General features: G+C 68.7%; 13 protein-coding genes and 1 other RNA gene. 4 read left to right on the top strand and 10 right to left on the bottom strand.

The window, feature by feature from the left end; genetic code table 11:
* Window positions 1-222 precede the first annotated feature (222 nt).
* Entirely contained in the window at window positions 223-387 is a 165-nt protein-coding gene (locus FHS97_RS14255) for a hypothetical protein (RefSeq protein ID WP_184039287.1), read from the top strand.
* Between the two features lie 52 nt (window positions 388-439).
* On the opposite strand, the gene ssrA is transcribed toward FHS97_RS14255, so the two are convergent.
* Window positions 440-787, bottom strand: a transfer-messenger RNA (tmRNA) gene (gene ssrA / locus FHS97_RS14250).
* A 45-nt stretch (window positions 788-832) separates the two neighbouring features.
* On the opposite strand from ssrA, the gene FHS97_RS14245 reads away from it, so the two are divergent.
* Both FHS97_RS14245 and ligA read left to right on the top strand, forming a co-directional pair.
* Window positions 833-1270: an RrF2 family transcriptional regulator gene (locus FHS97_RS14245; protein WP_184039284.1), complete on the top strand. Its 438-nt coding sequence runs from the start codon at window positions 833-835 to the stop codon at window positions 1268-1270.
* A gap of 40 nt (window positions 1271-1310) precedes the next feature.
* Window positions 1311-3452 (top strand): NAD-dependent DNA ligase LigA, encoded by a 2142-nt coding sequence (gene ligA, locus FHS97_RS14240; protein WP_184039281.1) that lies wholly within the window; start codon window positions 1311-1313, stop codon window positions 3450-3452.
* A 237-nt stretch (window positions 3453-3689) separates the two neighbouring features.
* Here ligA and ftsH read toward each other — a convergent pair whose 3' ends face one another.
* The 9 genes from ftsH to FHS97_RS14195 form a co-directional block, all read right to left on the bottom strand.
* The gene (ftsH, locus tag FHS97_RS14235) at window positions 3690-5672 is read right to left on the bottom strand and encodes an ATP-dependent zinc metalloprotease FtsH (RefSeq protein ID WP_184039278.1); all 1983 of its coding nucleotides are present in this window, start codon (window positions 5670-5672) and stop codon (window positions 3690-3692) included.
* A 64-nt stretch (window positions 5673-5736) separates the two neighbouring features.
* On the bottom strand, window positions 5737-6744 hold the full coding sequence (tilS, locus tag FHS97_RS14230) for a tRNA lysidine(34) synthetase TilS (protein ID WP_343053462.1): 1008 nt from the start codon (window positions 6742-6744) through the stop codon (window positions 5737-5739).
* Window position 6745: 1 nt separating this feature from the next.
* Window positions 6746-7624 carry a tetratricopeptide repeat protein gene (locus FHS97_RS14225; protein ID WP_184039265.1) on the bottom strand — a complete coding sequence of 293 codons (879 nt, stop codon included), beginning with the start codon at window positions 7622-7624 and terminating at the stop codon, window positions 6746-6748.
* 85 nt (window positions 7625-7709) lie between these two features.
* Complete coding sequence (locus FHS97_RS14220; protein WP_184039262.1) at window positions 7710-8603, bottom strand: helix-turn-helix domain-containing protein; 894 nt, start codon at window positions 8601-8603, stop codon at window positions 7710-7712.
* Between the two features lie 110 nt (window positions 8604-8713).
* Entirely contained in the window at window positions 8714-10981 is a 2268-nt protein-coding gene (gene ptsP / locus FHS97_RS14215; RefSeq protein ID WP_184039259.1) for a phosphoenolpyruvate--protein phosphotransferase, read from the bottom strand.
* Window positions 10982-11113: 132 nt separating this feature from the next.
* Complete coding sequence (locus FHS97_RS14210) at window positions 11114-11689, bottom strand: PEPxxWA-CTERM sorting domain-containing protein (RefSeq protein WP_246346690.1); 576 nt, start codon at window positions 11687-11689, stop codon at window positions 11114-11116.
* A gap of 109 nt (window positions 11690-11798) precedes the next feature.
* A complete protein-coding gene (ruvB, locus tag FHS97_RS14205; RefSeq protein WP_184039253.1) occupies window positions 11799-12821 on the bottom strand; it encodes a Holliday junction branch migration DNA helicase RuvB in 1023 nt (340 codons plus the stop codon).
* Window positions 12822-12870: 49 nt separating this feature from the next.
* The gene (locus FHS97_RS14200) at window positions 12871-13110 is read right to left on the bottom strand and encodes a hypothetical protein (protein WP_184039251.1); all 240 of its coding nucleotides are present in this window, start codon (window positions 13108-13110) and stop codon (window positions 12871-12873) included.
* 173 nt (window positions 13111-13283) lie between these two features.
* Complete coding sequence (locus FHS97_RS14195; RefSeq protein ID WP_184039684.1) at window positions 13284-13904, bottom strand: hypothetical protein; 621 nt, start codon at window positions 13902-13904, stop codon at window positions 13284-13286.
* 142 nt (window positions 13905-14046) lie between these two features.
* Between FHS97_RS14195 and ispH the strand changes: the two genes are divergently transcribed.
* Window positions 14047-15024 (top strand): 4-hydroxy-3-methylbut-2-enyl diphosphate reductase, encoded by a 978-nt coding sequence (gene ispH, locus FHS97_RS14190; protein WP_184039248.1) that lies wholly within the window; start codon window positions 14047-14049, stop codon window positions 15022-15024.
* The last annotated feature ends 10 nt before the right edge of the window (window positions 15025-15034 follow it).

Genomic DNA, 15034 nt, shown 5'->3' with positions numbered 1-15034 from the left:
TCGTCGTCCCGGACTTGATCCGGCATCCCGCTTCTTGCTTCCGTCGCAAAAGGCGCGGCCTCGGATCAATGTCGGACGATGAAGGAAAACCGTCGTCAGCTCCCATCCGTCATTACGCGCGTCGCGAAGCAAGTTGCCGTCATCCAACCTTACCGATCCCTCACGGATCGCGGGAACGGCCGCACGATCCGGTCCGTTGGTCGGCGTAGAGGAGACGATGCGATGACCGGCGACGCGATCCGCCCGACCACCGAGACCAAGCGCCCCAACCTCTCGACCGAGCATCAGCAGGACGGCGATGCGCGCCGCCCTTCCGACCAGCTCGACAAGGGTCAGCCCAGCGAAGAGACGATCCCGCGCAAATCGTCGCTGCTCGGCAACGACTGACGTTGTGATGGTGAGTGGGGAGCTTCTGTTGCCCGGTGCTCCCCGTACCGCTGGAATCCCCTTCTGTTGCCCGGTGGGGTCCAACCGCGCTATTTTGGTGTAACGTCAGGCCGTTAGGCCATCAGTTACGCCGCAATCGCGAGTGCTTCGTTATCGTTGGCACTTGTGTAATGGGCCGTTGCGGTGGTCCCATTCCGAGCGAAAACAGCGCCTTTCAACACACGTCGATCCTGGTTCGGCCCCGTCAGAAACGGTGTCCAGATACACCACCACTTATGGTGGAGCCGCCGGGTACTGCCCCCGGGTCCGCTGCGTCTATTTTACGCCGCAGTTTATCGCCATAGCCGGGTAGAACCCGACGATCGGGGATATAGGCCATCCGAAGCGTTTGGAAAAGGGCCAAGCGGCCATTTGCCCGCCACAATATCCCTGTATATAGTGGGCTATGCTTACTCAGCGCTCTCGTTACGCCCTGCGATCGATGCTGTTTCTGGCGACCGCGCCGGCCGGCGCGCCGCCGACGCCGATGACGCGCATCGCGGCGGAGGCGAATGTCCCGCGCAAATTCCTCGAGTTGATCCTCGCCGACCTGCGCGACGCCGGGCTGTTGCACAGCTATCGCGGCAAGATGGGCGGCTATGTCCTGTCGCGCCCTGCGCAGCTGATCTCGCTGGGCGAGGTGATCCGCGTGATCGAGGGACCGCTAGCGCTCGTCCCCTGCGTCAGCCGCACCGCCTACCGCCCGTGCAAGGACTGCAAGAGCGAGGCGGAATGTGCGATCCGGCTGGCGATGATGCGCGTGCGCGACGAAACCGCGCGGATCCTCGACGGCACCAGCCTGGCCGACGCGACGGCCGAGAAAGTGGCAGCCGCCGCGGCGTGAAGTGATGGACGCTGCGGCGCGGGTTTTCTAACCCGGTGCGATGACCGACGCGCCGCTGCCCGCCAACGACACCGCCGCCGCTGCCGAGCTGGCGCGGCTCGCCACCGAGATCGCCTACCACAACCGGCGCTACCACACCGAGGACGCGCCCGAGATCAGCGACGCCGCCTATGACGCGCTGGTCCGCCGTAACCGCCTGATCGAAGAGGCGTTCCCGGCGCTGATCCGCGATGATTCGCCTAGTCGGCAGGTCGGCGCCGCCCCCGCCGCGCATCTCGCCAAGGTCGCGCATGCCCGCGCGATGATGAGCCTCGACAACGCCTTCTCCGACGAGGACGTGCTGGAATTCGTCGCGCGCGTCCGCCGCTTCCTGCGGCTCGGTGCCGAGGAGCCGGTCGCGCTCACCGCCGAGCCCAAGATCGACGGCCTGTCCTGCTCGCTGCGCTATGAAGACCGTCGGCTGGTGCAGGCGCTGACCCGCGGCGACGGCGCGGTGGGCGAGGACGTGACCGCCAACGTTCGCACGATCGCCGACATCCCCGCGACGCTTCCCGCTGCTGCGCCCGACGTCTTCGAGGTGCGCGGCGAGGTCTATATGGAGAAAGCGGCGTTTGCGGCGCTCAACCGCCGGCTCGCCGAAGAGGCAGCGGCCGCGGGCAAGGAGCCGCGCCAGTTTGCCAACCCGCGCAACGCCGCGGCCGGCTCGCTGCGTCAGAAGGACCCGGAGGTCACGCGCGCGCGGCCTTTGCGCTTCCTCGCGCACGGCTGGGGCGAGGCGAGCGCGATCCCCGGCGACACGCAGGCCGCGGTCGTCGCGGCGCTGCGCGACTGGCGCTTCCCGGTCGCCGCCGCCTTCGCCCGCTGCGACGATGCCGCGGGCGCGCTGGCGGTTTATCGTGCGATCGAGGCGCAGCGTGCCGATCTGGCGTTCGACATCGACGGCGTCGTCTACAAGCTCGACCGGCTCGACTGGCAGGAGCGGCTGGGCAGCGTCGGCCGTGCGCCGCGCTGGGCGATCGCGCACAAGTTTCCGGCCGAACAGGCGCAGACCACGCTGGAGCGGATCGACATTCAGGTCGGCCGCACCGGCAAGCTCACCCCGGTCGCACGCCTCACCCCGGTGACGGTCGGCGGCGTCGTCGTCACCAACGCCACGCTCCACAATCGCGACGAGATCGCGCGGCTCGACGCGCGCGAAGGCGACCGCGTGATCCTGCAACGCGCCGGCGACGTGATCCCGCAGATCGTCGCGGTGCTGCCGCGCGACACCGAGCTGCCGCCGTTCGCCTTCCCCGATCACTGCCCGATCTGCCGCAGCGAGGCGGTGGCCGAGGAAGGCGAGGTCGACGTGCGCTGCACCGGCGGGCTGGTCTGCCCGGCGCAGCGGCTCGAACGGCTCAAGCATTTCGTCAGCCGCGGCGCGCTCGACATCGACGGGCTCGGCGAGAAGACGCTGGTCGAACTGATCGACCTCGGCTGGATCACGGAGCCCGCCGACATCTTCCACCTCGCCACGCATCGCGACGAACTGGTCGGGCGCGAGGGGTGGCAGGCTCGCTCGGTCGACGCGCTGCTCGACGCGATCGAGGCGCGCCGCGCACCCGATGCGGCGCGGCTGCTGTTCGGGCTCGGCATTCGCCACGTCGGGATCGTTACCGCGCGCGACCTGCTCAAACGCTACGTCACCCTCCCCGCGCTCGCCGACAAGGCGCACGAGGTGATCGCGCTGCGCGAGGCGCTGCCGGCGGTAATCGGCGAAACCCCCGAGCGCCATCGCACCCGGCTCGACAAGGCGATCGCCGAACTGATCGGGGTCGAGAATGTCGGGGCGGCGGTGGGGCATGCGCTCGCCGACTTCTTCCACGAACCGCACAATCAGGCGGTATGGGACGATCTGCTCGCGCAAGTGTCCCCGCCGCCGTTCGTGGTCGAGACGCGCGGGTCGGAGGTGACCGGCAAGACCGTGGTCTTCACCGGCAAACTCGAAACGCTCAGTCGCGACGAGGCGAAGGCGCAGGCCGAACGGCTCGGCGCGCATGTCGCGGGGTCGGTGTCGAAGAAGACCGACCTGCTCGTCGCCGGTCCCGGCGCGGGATCCAAGGCGACCAAGGCGGCCGAGCTGGGGATCACGGTGATCGACGAAGCCGCGTGGAACGCGATCGTCGCCGGCGCGGGAGAATAGCGCTTGGCGAACCGTCATCCCGGCTCAGGTCCGGGGCGACCGATGGTTTGATCTTATCGCATCATAACCGACCGCCACAAAGGCCCACGGCAAAGCCGTCGTCATTGCGAGCGTAGCGAAACAATCCGGAGCGTCTAATACGGCGCTGGATTGCTCCGCCACGCTCGCAGTGACGCGCACTAAAAAAGAGGCGACCCGCAGGCCGCCTCCCTCATCACCCACATCGCTACCGGAACATCACGCCCCGGCAGGCGACGGATTCCCGAACGGCCCCGACGGACGCTTGGTCTTCGGCACCGAGGTGCCGACCGCCGGCACCGACGGCGTCTTCGGCCCCTGATCGCGCCGGTCGAGTTCCTCGCCCGCGATCAGCCGCTTGATCTCGTCGCCGCTCAGCGTCTCATATTCGAGCAGCGCCCCGGCCAGCGTGTGGAGCTGGTCGAGATGGTCGGTCAGCACCTGCTTGGCGCGGTGCAGCCCGCCCTCGACGATCGCCTTGATCTCGTCGTCGATCAGCTGCGCGGTTGCGTTCGACATCCGCACCGGCTGGCTCGACGAATAACCGAGGAAGCTCTCGCCTTCGGGTTGCGCATATTCGACCGGGCCGACCTTGTCCGACATGCCCCATTTGGTGACCATGTCGCGTGCCAGACCGGTGGCGTACTGGATATCGCCGCTCGCGCCGCTCGACACCTTGTCGTAGCCGAAGATCACTTCCTCGGCGATCCGCCCGCCCATCGCCACCGCAAGGTTCGCGTACATCTTGTCGCGGTGATAGCTGTAGCTGTCACGCTCCGGCAGCCGCATGACCATGCCCAATGCGCGGCCGCGCGGGATGATCGTCGCCTTGTGGATCGGGTCCGACGCCGGCTCGTGGAGCGCGACGATCGCGTGGCCCGCCTCGTGATAGGCGGTCATCCGCTTCTCGTCTTCGGTCATCACCATGGAACGACGCTCGGCGCCCATCATGACCTTGTCCTTAGCCTCCTCGAACTCGGCGTTCGCGACCAGCCGCTTGCCCTTGCGCGCCGCCATCAGCGCGGCCTCGTTGACGAGATTGGCGAGATCGGCGCCCGAGAAGCCCGGCGTGCCGCGCGCGATCGTCCGCGCATCGACGTCCGGCGCCAGCGGCACCTTCTTCATGTGCACTTCGAGGATCTTGACGCGGCCGTCGATGTCAGGCCGTGGCACTACCACCTGCCGGTCGAAGCGGCCCGGACGCAGCAGCGCCGGGTCGAGCACGTCGGGGCGGTTGGTCGCCGCGACGATGATGATACCCTCATTGGCCTCGAAGCCGTCCATCTCGACCAGCAGCTGGTTGAGCGTCTGTTCGCGCTCGTCATTGCCGTTGCCGAGCCCGGCGCCGCGATGACGCCCGACCGCGTCGATCTCGTCGATGAAGACGATGCACGGCGCGCTCTTCTTGGCCTGTTCGAACATGTCGCGGACGCGGCTCGCGCCGACGCCGACGAACATCTCGACGAAGTCCGAACCCGAAATGGTGAAGAACGGCACGCCCGCCTCGCCCGCGATCGCGCGCGCCAGCAGCGTCTTGCCGGTGCCCGGCGAACCGACCAGCAGCGCGCCCTTCGGGATCTTGCCGCCGAGCCGCGCGAACTTGGTCGGGTCCTTGAGGAAGTCGACGATCTCGACCAGTTCCTCGCGCGCCTCGTCGATGCCGGCGACGTCGTTGAAGGTGACCTTGCCTTCCTTCTGGGTCAGCACCTTGGCGCGGCTCTTGCCGAAGCCCATCGCACCGCCCGCGCCGCCGCCCTTCTGCATCTGGCGCAGCACGAAGAAGGCGATGCCGAGGAACAGCAGGAACGGCAGCGACTGGTACAGCAGCACCATCCAGATCGACGGCCCTTCCTCGGGCTTGCCCGCGACCTCGACCCCCGACTTGCGCAGCCGGTCCATCAGCCCCGAGTCCTGCACCGGATAGGTGCGGAACTTGTCGCCGCTCGAGAAACTGCCCGAGATCATGTCGCGGCTGACGTTGACGCTCTTCACCGTCCCTTCGTCGACCTTGTCGAGGAAGGTGGAGTAAGCGATCGTATTGCCCTGCGCGGTGCTCGACCGGCCGTCGAACAGCGTCACCACCACCGCGAGCGAGAGCAGCACGCCGACCCAGATCAGCAGGCTCTTCATCCACGGGTTCGGACCGCCCGAACCATTATTGTCGTTGCCGCCGTTTCCGGGCTGCCTGTCGTTCTCGTTCATCGGCTACCTTTCCGTCGCCGACAATGTAGGCTCGGACGGGTTAATGGCAATGGAACAACGTCGGTTAGAGTGATCGACGCGGCGGTGCCGCGCAAAAGATCCAGCCAGCAGAGCCGGGTCGCACCATGATCCCGGCCTGCGTCGCGGTCCGCCCGGCCGCCAGCGCGTCGAGCAGCGGCTCGACATTGGCCGAATCGGGGTCGAACGGCGGGTGCAGCACGCCGAGTCGCGCGCGCGTTTCGGCCAGCGCGCGACGCACGAGTCGGCGACGCAGATCGCGCGGTTCGCCAGCGATCGCCAGTCCGCGATCAGGTCCGCGCCACCCCTCGCTCCATCGCAGTTCGGCGTGCCGCGCGAGCACCTCTTCCGCTTCGGCCAGATAGCCCGCCGACGCCGCCAGCGCGGCGGGATCGAGCGCCGGCGTCGCCGCGAGCAGCGCCCGGATCTTCGTCCGGTCGTGACGGGGATCTTGGTTCGACGGATCGTCGACGAACGGCGTCGCGCTGTCCTCGACGAGCGCGCGCAGTTCCGAGCGCCGCCACGCCAGCAACGGCCGCAACACCGCCCCGAACGCATCGAACCGCACCGCGCGGATCGCCGCCAGCCCGGACAGACCGGACGCGCGTTGCAGCCGCATCAGCAACGTCTCGGCCTGGTCGTCGGCATGATGCCCGGTCAGCAGGAAGTTCACGTCCTCGCCCCGCGCCCAATCGCCGAGCGCAACGTATCGTGCGGTCCGCGCGCGCATCTGCACGCTGTTGCCGGCGATCGGCGCGGCGGGCGTCAATATGTGGTGCGGCACGTCGAGCGTCGCGCAGACGCCGGCCACCATCGCGGCTTCCGCGCCCGAGTCGGCACGCAGCCGATGGTCGAAGGTCGCGACGGTGATCCGCTCCGGAAAGGCCGCGACCGCCAGCCGCAGCATCGCCATGCTGTCCGCCCCGCCCGACACCGCCAGCGCCAGCCGCGCCCCGTCCGCCGAGGTCATTCCGTCGCAAGCCCGCGCGACCAGCCGTTCGACATCGCCACGGAATCGCGCGACCGCCGCCCCGGGCAGCGGACGCAGCGTCACCTCACTTGCACTTGGCGGCGATACGCGCCCTGGCGACATCGGCCTTCATCTTGGCGGAGATCGTCGCGCCATAGACATCGGTCAGCTCGCCATAGACCTTGCAGGCGTCGGCCGCCTTGTCGAGCTTCACCAGCGCGCTGCCGAGATAGTAAAGGCTGTCCGGCGCGCGCTCGCCATCCGGGAACTTCTTGTAATTGTCGTAGAAGGCGATGGAGGCGAGGCTCGGCTTGCCGTCGTCGAGATAAGCGCGCCCGATCAGATTCTGCGCATAACTGGCGCGACGATGCTTGGGGAAGTCGGCGACCACCTTCTTGAGCGCGGTCACCGCCTCGCCGTAACGCTTCGCTTCCCACAGCCGGAAGCCGTAGACATAGCCGTCCTCGGCCGCGTCGCCGCTGCTCGGCTTGGCCACTGCCGCGCCGCTGGCCGGCGTGCCGGCCGGCTCGGGCGCTTCGGGAACGGTGACGTCGGGGCCACCCACCGGCGCGGCCGGGCTCGCTGCCGGCGGCGCGGCGAGCTTCGCGTCGGTCGCCTTGCGGTAATCGGCGAATTGGCCTTCGAGCTGGCGCAGGCGATATTCGTTCTGCTCGATCTGCCCGGTCATCGACGCCAGTTGCTGCTCCAGCGAGGTGACGCGCGCAGTGAGGTCGGTGATCGCGCCCGAGGCGGGCACGCCCGCCGCCTCGACCGGCGTCGGTGCGCTCGGCGCGATCTGCGGCTCGACCATCATCCCCGCGCCGCCCGGGAACACCTTGCGCTGCACCGCGCGCATTTCGCTCTCCAGCTTGTCGACGCGCGCCGTCACGGGCGCGTCGCGCTGCGCGAGCGCGGGGCTGGCGAGGGTCAGGGCGATCGCAGCGCCCGCTAGATATCTGGTCATTCGCTTGTCCCCCGGTGGATCGGCACCGGATAATGTTCTGGAATATTACAGCTGTCGCCAGCCTGAAGCAGGCGACCGCCCCATGTCACCGTCCGCTGGTCGCCTGAAAGGCCGACGGCACCGCCGTGTTGCCCGCGGCGGGTGCGGCACTCGTGGCGGCGCCTGGCGTCGCCGCAGGCGCAGCGACGCCCGCGAACCGCGCCGCCAGCGCCTCGGCGCTGACGCCGACGTCCTTCATCGCGCGCTTGCCGTCGCCGAGCGGCGGGAGCACGCGGCCATCGACCGTCACCTCGACCTGATCGGGCCGCCCGATGTTGAGCATCGGCTGGTCGACCCCGGCCGGCACCTCAAAGGTCTGGCCGGGCTGCAAGGTACCGGTGAACAGCGTCTTTTTCGCGCCGTCATAGACCCGCATCCATACTTCGCTCTTGGCGGTCAACACCACCTTGCCCGCCGGGGCCGCGGTCGGGCTGGGCGGCGGCACCGGCGCGCTGCGCGCCACCGTCGTCGGGCTGGCCGCGGTTTCGGGCGCTTCCGCGGTGCCGCGGAACATGCCGGTCGACAGCCACAGCACGCCGAGGATCAGCACCGCCAGCGCGACCCCCGCCGCGACGATCACGGTCGCGCGCGACGGCCCGCGCGACGGGTCGGCGATCTCCTCGATATGATGCTGGCGCATCGGCATCGCGCCGCGCGCCAGTTCGCCGCGGATCCCGCGCCCGATCTCGGCCTGGTCGAGCCCCACCGCCCGCGCATAGGCACGCGCGAACCCCGAGGCATAAGTCGGCGAGGGCAGCAGATCGAGCCGGTCGTCCTCCAGCGCCTCGAGGAAGCGCTGCGTCACGCGGGTCCGCGCCGCCACCTCGGCCACCGACAGGCCCTGCGCCTCGCGAGCGGCACGCAAACGGGCCCCGACCGTCCCGGGCTGCGGAGCGCCGCTGGGCGGCGTCGCCTGCGCCGGATGCTCGCTTTCGCTCATTCCTGTCTCCGACCCCTGCATTAACCGCGATGCGTGCCCATCGTCTTTCAAAGCGTCACGGGTGTGTCAACACACCGCGCCGCAAGACGCTGGCTCACTCCGTCGTAAGACTATGCCAGTTCGACGCCCTGCTCGGCCGCCCAGCGCGCCAGCGCACCGCGCAGATCGCGCGGTGGTCGCGCCAGCAACTCGTCCATGAACGCGGTCAGCGCGCCGCGATCGAGCGAGCGGATCATCGCCTTGACCGGCCCGACCGCCGCCGGGGTGATCGACAGCCGGTCGATCCCGATCCCGATCAGCGCCATCGCCTCCAGCGGCCGCCCGCCCATCTCGCCGCACACCCCGACTGGCACCCCGGCCTGCGCCGCCGGCACCGCGACGCGGCGCAGGAAGCGCAGGATCGAGGTCGACAGCCAGTCGTAGCGCTCGGCGAGCTTGGGATTGGCGCGATCGGCGGCGAACAGGAATTGCGTCAGGTCGTTGGTGCCGATCGACAGGAAATCGACCGACGGCAGCAGCAGGTCGAGCTGATAGGCGAGCGCCGGCACCTCCAGCATCGCGCCGTAATTCACCTCCAGCGGCAGCCGCTTGTTGCGCGAGGCGAGGAAATCGCGCTGCTTCTCGAACAATGCGCGCGCCTCGTCGAACTCCCAGGCCTCCGACACCATCGGGAACATCACGTTGAGCGTCCGCCCCGCCGCGGCCTCCAGCAGCGCGCGCGCCTGCGCCTTCATCAGCCCGTCGCGTTCCAGCGCCAGCCGCAGCGCGCGCCAGCCCATCGCCGGATTTTCCTCGTCCTCGGCGTGGATCAGATACGGTAAGGCCTTGTCGCCGCCGATATCGACGGTGCGGAAGATCACGGGGCGCGCGCCCGCCGCATCCAGCACCTCGCGATACAGCCGCTGCTGGCGCTCGCGCTGCGGAAGCGTCGCGGACACGAGGAACTGGAATTCGGTGCGGAACAGCCCGATCCCGTCCGCGCCGGTCACGTCGAGCGCCGCGACATCGTCGCGCAGCCCGGCATTGACCATCACCGTCAGGCGGTGCCCGTCCTTGGTCTCCGGCGCGACGTCGCGCAGCGCGGCATAGGCGGCCTTGCGCTTCTGCCGTGCCGCCAACTTGGCCTCGAACGCTTCCTCCATCCCGCTGGTCGGACGGACCGTCAGCGTGCCCTCGGTGACGTCGAGCAACAGCAGGTCGCCCTCGGCGATCAGCCGCCGCACGTCGCGGACGCGCCCCAGCACCGGCACGCCCATCGCGCGCGCGACGATCGTGACGTGCGCGGTCAGCGATCCCTCTTCCAGCACCACGCCCTTCAGCCGGCGACGATCATATTCGAGCAGTTCGGCGGGGCCGAGGTTGCGCGCGATCAGGATCGTGTCCTGCCGCAGCCCCATCTGCGCCGCGGTCCCCATCTGCCCGGAGACGATCCGCAGCAAGCGGTTCGACAGATCCTCCAGATCGTGCATCCGGTCGGCGAGCAGCGGATCGTCGATCTCGCGCATCCGCTGGCGGGTGCGTTGCTGGACGCGCTCGATCGCCGCCTCGGCGGTCAGCCCGCTGTCGATCGCCTCGTTGATGCGTCGTGCCCAGCCCTCGTCATAGGCGAACATCTTGTAGGTGGCGATCACCTCCTGATGCTCGTCGCCGACGCCGAACTCCGCCTCGCGCGCGATCCGGTCGATCTGCTCGCGCATCTTGTCGAACGCGGCATAGACGCGGTGGCGCTCGGCCTCGGTATCCTCGGCGACGGTATGTTCGATATGGATGCGCGGCTGGTGGAAGACCGCGCAGCCCGCCGCCATGCCGTCGACCAGCTTCTGCCCCGGGATCCGCGTCGACGCGGTGCTCTGCGGCCGGTCGCGCGGGCTCGCCTGATCGATCAGCCCGGCATTGGCGATCAGCTCGCTCAGCACCATTGCCACGGTCTGCAATGCCTCGATCTCGACATCCTCGTAGCGGCGCGGGTCGGCGTGCTGCACCGCCAGCACCCCCACCGCACGCTCGCGCCGGATGATCGGCACGCCCGCAAAACTGTGATAGCGATCCTCGCCGGTCTCGGGCTTGTACGCGAAGTCGGGATGGCTGGCGGCCTCGTCGAGGTTGAGCACCTCATTGTGCTGCGCGATCGTCCCGACCAGCCCCTCGCCCATCGCCAGCTTCGTGACGTGCACTGCGGCGGGATCGAGCCCGCGCGTCGCGAACAGTTCCAGCACGCCCTCGCGCAGCAGATAGATCGAGCACACCTCGCTATCCAGCGCCTCACCGATGATCTCGACCACCGAGTTCAGCTTGGCCTGCGCGTTCGAGCGCGCCGCCATCACGTCGTGCAGATTGACGAGGATTTCGCGGGCGGAGCGGGCGGCGGACACGGGCATGAGCCTGTGGCTATCAGACCTGTGGCTTGGGTGCCACGCAGCAATTTATTTTCGCAGCGCCGCCGCACGGTGACGCAAAACGGCCGGCGATCGAAGGATCGCCGGCCGTCAAGTCGGGAATATTCGTCGCGATCAGAGCACGAACGGCACCTTCGTCGCGGTTTTACGCTTGCTGCGACGCAGCATCGCGCCCGCACCGCCGAAGCCGATCAGCATCATCGCCCAAGTCGACGGCTCGGGCACTGCCGCGGTCACGATCCGCAGCGTCGGCGTGCCGTAGCGGATGTTGACGTTCGAGGTCTGGATCAGCCGCAACGATGCGCTGCCGTCCAGCAGCGAGGCGAAGGTCGCGCTCGACAGCGCGATGCTGAACGAACGATACGCCTGCCCGCTGAAATAGCAATTCATGGCATTCAGGCCGCATACGGTGAAGGCGGTATTGCCATCGACCGAGGCATTGAACGACGCCGTGCTCGACGAGACCGTCGAGGTCCCATAGGTGCCTTCGAGGAACGCCGAGGTGATCGACGATCCCGGCGCGATGGCGTAATTGAAGGTGCCGATAATCCCACGATCGATCGGAAAGCCGCTGCTCGCCTCCGGACCGTTATAGCTCGCCAGCGTCGATACGATCGTCGCCGCCGACGCCGGAAGCACGCCCAGCGTCATCGACGCGATCGCCGCCACTGCATATGCCTTGATGTTCATTCTGCCCCCCAGAAAACGACGCGTCATTGCGTCAGCGGGGAGAAGGTTAACAAAAAGTTACGAAGTGGTAAATCTAGATCAGGACGTTATTTCTTACGTTTAGGCAGGCTCAGTCGAACAAGCCGTCCTGCGATCCCGCCGGCGGGTTGAGGCCGAGATGCTTCCACCCGCCCGCATTGAGCACCCGGCCGCGGGCGGTGCGCGCCACGAGCCCGAGCTGGATCAGATAGGGTTCGATCACTTCCTCGATCGTGTCGCGCGGCTCGCTGAGCCCGGCGGCGAGCGTCTCTACTCCGACGGGGCCGCCGCGATAGATATCGGCGATCATCATCAGATAGCGGCGGTCCATCGCATCGAGCCCCAGCGAGTCGACCTCCAGCCGGTTGAGCGCGCGATCCGCCACCATCGCGTCGACCACTGCCGACCCCGCGACATTGGCGAAGTCGCGCACCCGCCGCAGCAACCGTCCGGCGATCCGCGGCGTGCCCCGCGCGCGGCGCGCGATCTCCATCGCCCCGTCGCGCGCGATGCCGAGGTCGAGCAACTGCGCCGCGCGCGACACCACCCGCTCCAGCTCCTCGACCGTATAGAATTGCAGCCGCACCGGAATCCCGAAGCGATCGCGTAGCGGCGTGGTCAGCAAGCCTTGCCGCGTCGTCGCGCCGACCAAAGTAAAGCGCGGCAGGTCGATCCGCACGCTGCGCGCCGACGGCCCCTCGCCGATCATCAGGTCGAGCGCGCGATCCTCCATCGCCGGATAGAGCACCTCCTCCACCGCAGGCTGCAGCCGGTGGATTTCGTCGATGAACAGCACGTCGCCATCCTCGAGATTGGTCAGCAACGCGGCGAGATCCCCCGACTTGGCGATCACCGGACCCGAGGTGGCGCGAAAGCCGACCCCCATTTCGCGCGCGACGATCTGCGCCAGCGTCGTCTTGCCGAGCCCCGGCGGGCCGAAGAACAGCACATGGTCGAGCGCGTCGCCGCGCCCCTTCGCCGCTTCGATGAACACGCGCAGATTCTCGCGTGCGGCCTTCTGCCCGACGAAATCGTCGAGCGTCTTGGGGCGCAGCGCGGCGTCGACATCCTCGACACGGCGCGCGGGCGAGATCAGGCGATCGTCCTCGGTCACGCTTCGTTCCGTAGCGAAGCGCGCGGCGGGAGCAAGTCCCGGCGCAGCGTCAGCCGAGTCGGTCGACGATCTGCCCGCTGGGGGCAAGCGATCCGGTCCGGCCATAAGTGACCGCGCCCGGCGCCATATTGGCGCGCAGCTTCTCCATGACGCGATCGAACTGATCGAGCTGCTCGCCGGCGGTACGGATCAGGCTGCCGGTCGAGGCGACCGGTTCCTCGCGCCTGACCGCGACGGTCGCCGTTGGCGGCGACGGTTCAGCCGCTGCGGCCGCACGCGCGGCTTGCATCGACCGCAAGATCGACGAAGTCCCGGCAATGGGAGACACGCTGGTCACGTCCGCAATTCCTCCGACCGGCGCGCCACGCTCCCGGCCGCTCGCTCTTACGTCGCCGAATCTTGCCTAAAGGTTGCGCATTCGAAGCAATCGGCAAAGGTTCCCGTCGCCTTCACCATTACGGGTCACCGCGTCGCATTGTAGCGGAGCTGATCCTGCGTGAGCTGAAAGCCGACCAGCGCCTCGAACGACGCCGCGGCGACGGCCGAGCGCACCTTCGGATCGGCGAGCGGATCGACCGCCGCATCCTCGTCGCCGGCCTTGCGGCGGCGCGTCAGCCGCTCGCGCACTTCCTGCGGCAGCGTCGCGGCGCTGCGCGCCACCGCGCTGCTCGCCTCGGCGCTGGTGGTGGCAAGCCCCTGCCCGGCATCGAAGTGCAGCCCGACCTGCGAGATGCGCTTGGCGACCACCTGGCTGCCGCCGCGCGTGACGACGATGAAATACGGCAGCGTCACGTCGCGCGCGCCGTCGGTGCGGGTACGCCGCGCGCGCACGTCGAAGGTGACGCGCGTCGTTACGTCCGCGCCCTGGTCGTCGCAGGTCGAGCGGACGTTGCTGATCGTCGCGACCACGTCGATGGCGCTGGCGGCGCGGCTGTTCGACGGATCGAACAGCGTCACGTCGCCCGTCCCCGCGGGCACGCCGACCGTCGGGCAGGCGCTGCGCACCGCGGTGATGCCGGCGCCGCCGCCGGAGACATCGATCTCCCCGCTCTTCGCGCATCCGCCCACGAGCAGGAGGATCAGCGGAGCGGCGATTTGGCGAGCGTTCACAAACACAATCCCGGGCAATGGGCACAAATGATACGGCGCCGCAAAACGGCCCCGGGTCGTCGCCAGCATAGGAACCGTCTATCGCCGGAGCAAGCATTCGCGTAGAGCCACCGCCATGGCCGATCCCGTTACCGACCCCGCCGCCACGCCCCGCCGCCCGCTGGAATTGCTGATCGCCGCGCCGCGCGGCTTCTGCGCCGGGGTGGACCGCGCGATCCGCATCGTCGAGCTGGCGATCGAGAAGCACGGCGCGCCCGTCTATGTCCGGCACGAGATCGTCCACAACAAGTTCGTCGTCGATTCGCTCAAGGCGAAGGGCGCGGTGTTCGTCGAGGAACTGACCGAGGTGCCCGATGGCGCGCCGGTGGTCTTCTCCGCGCACGGCGTCCCCAAGTCGGTCCCCGCCGAGGCGCAATACCGCGGCCTCGACTATCTCGACGCGACCTGCCCGCTCGTCTCCAAGGTCCATCGCCAGGCCGAGCGGCTGGTCGAATCCGGCCGCCACATCCTGTTCATCGGCCACGCCGGCCACCCGGAGGTGATCGGCACGTTCGGACAGGTGCCCGCGGGCGCGATGTCGCTGGTCGAGACGGTCGAGGACGTCGACGCGCTGGTCGTCCCCGATCCGCAGAACCTGTCGTTCCTGACACAGACGACCTTGTCGGTCGACGACACCGCCGCGATCGTCGCCGCGATCCACCGCCGCTTCCCCGCCGTCCAGGCACCGCGCGGCGAGGACATCTGCTATGCCACGTCGAACCGGCAGGCCGCGGTCAAGGCGATCGCCGACGCGTGCGATGCGGTGCTGGTGATCGGCGCGCCCAATTCGTCGAATTCAGTCCGGCTGGTCGAGGTTGCCGAGCGGCAGGGCATCCGCGCCGCGCTGATCCAGCGCGCCGCCGATCTCGACTGGGCATTCCTCGACGGCGTCGGCACGCTGGGGATCACCGCGGGCGCCTCCGCGCCCGAATTGCTGGTCCGCGAGCTGGTCGACCGGCTGGCGACGCGCTTCGACGTGACCGAGCGCGAGGAGGAGACGACGCGCGAGACGATCGCGTTCAAGCTCCCGCGCGGGCTCGACGCCGCCGCCTGACGCACGCACG

The organism is Sphingomonas endophytica (genome assembly GCF_014199415.1).
Classification (GTDB): Bacteria; Pseudomonadota; Alphaproteobacteria; order Sphingomonadales; family Sphingomonadaceae; genus Sphingomonas; species Sphingomonas endophytica.
Note: the sequence above shows the minus strand (reverse complement) of the source record. Positions and strands in the feature narration are given on the sequence as shown.

What these genes read in the sequence shown, in the direction of transcription:
- ftsH (WP_184039278.1), bottom strand. Translation starts at nt 5,672, where the DNA reads ATGAACGAGAACGACAGGCAGCCCGGAAACGGCGGCAACGACAATAAT.
- ispH (WP_184039248.1), top strand. Translation starts at nt 14,047, where the DNA reads ATGGCCGATCCCGTTACCGACCCCGCCGCCACGCCCCGCCGCCCGCTG.
- FHS97_RS14245 (WP_184039284.1), top strand. Translation starts at nt 833, where the DNA reads ATGCTTACTCAGCGCTCTCGTTACGCCCTGCGATCGATGCTGTTTCTG.
- FHS97_RS14210 (WP_246346690.1), bottom strand. Translation starts at nt 11,689, where the DNA reads ATGAACATCAAGGCATATGCAGTGGCGGCGATCGCGTCGATGACGCTG.
- FHS97_RS14225 (WP_184039265.1), bottom strand. Translation starts at nt 7,624, where the DNA reads ATGACCAGATATCTAGCGGGCGCTGCGATCGCCCTGACCCTCGCCAGC.
- FHS97_RS14220 (WP_184039262.1), bottom strand. Translation starts at nt 8,603, where the DNA reads ATGAGCGAAAGCGAGCATCCGGCGCAGGCGACGCCGCCCAGCGGCGCT.
- ligA (WP_184039281.1), top strand. Translation starts at nt 1,311, where the DNA reads ATGACCGACGCGCCGCTGCCCGCCAACGACACCGCCGCCGCTGCCGAG.
- ptsP (WP_184039259.1), bottom strand. Translation starts at nt 10,981, where the DNA reads ATGCCCGTGTCCGCCGCCCGCTCCGCCCGCGAAATCCTCGTCAATCTG.
- FHS97_RS14200 (WP_184039251.1), bottom strand. Translation starts at nt 13,110, where the DNA reads ATGCAAGCCGCGCGTGCGGCCGCAGCGGCTGAACCGTCGCCGCCAACG.
- FHS97_RS14255 (WP_184039287.1), top strand. Translation starts at nt 223, where the DNA reads ATGACCGGCGACGCGATCCGCCCGACCACCGAGACCAAGCGCCCCAAC.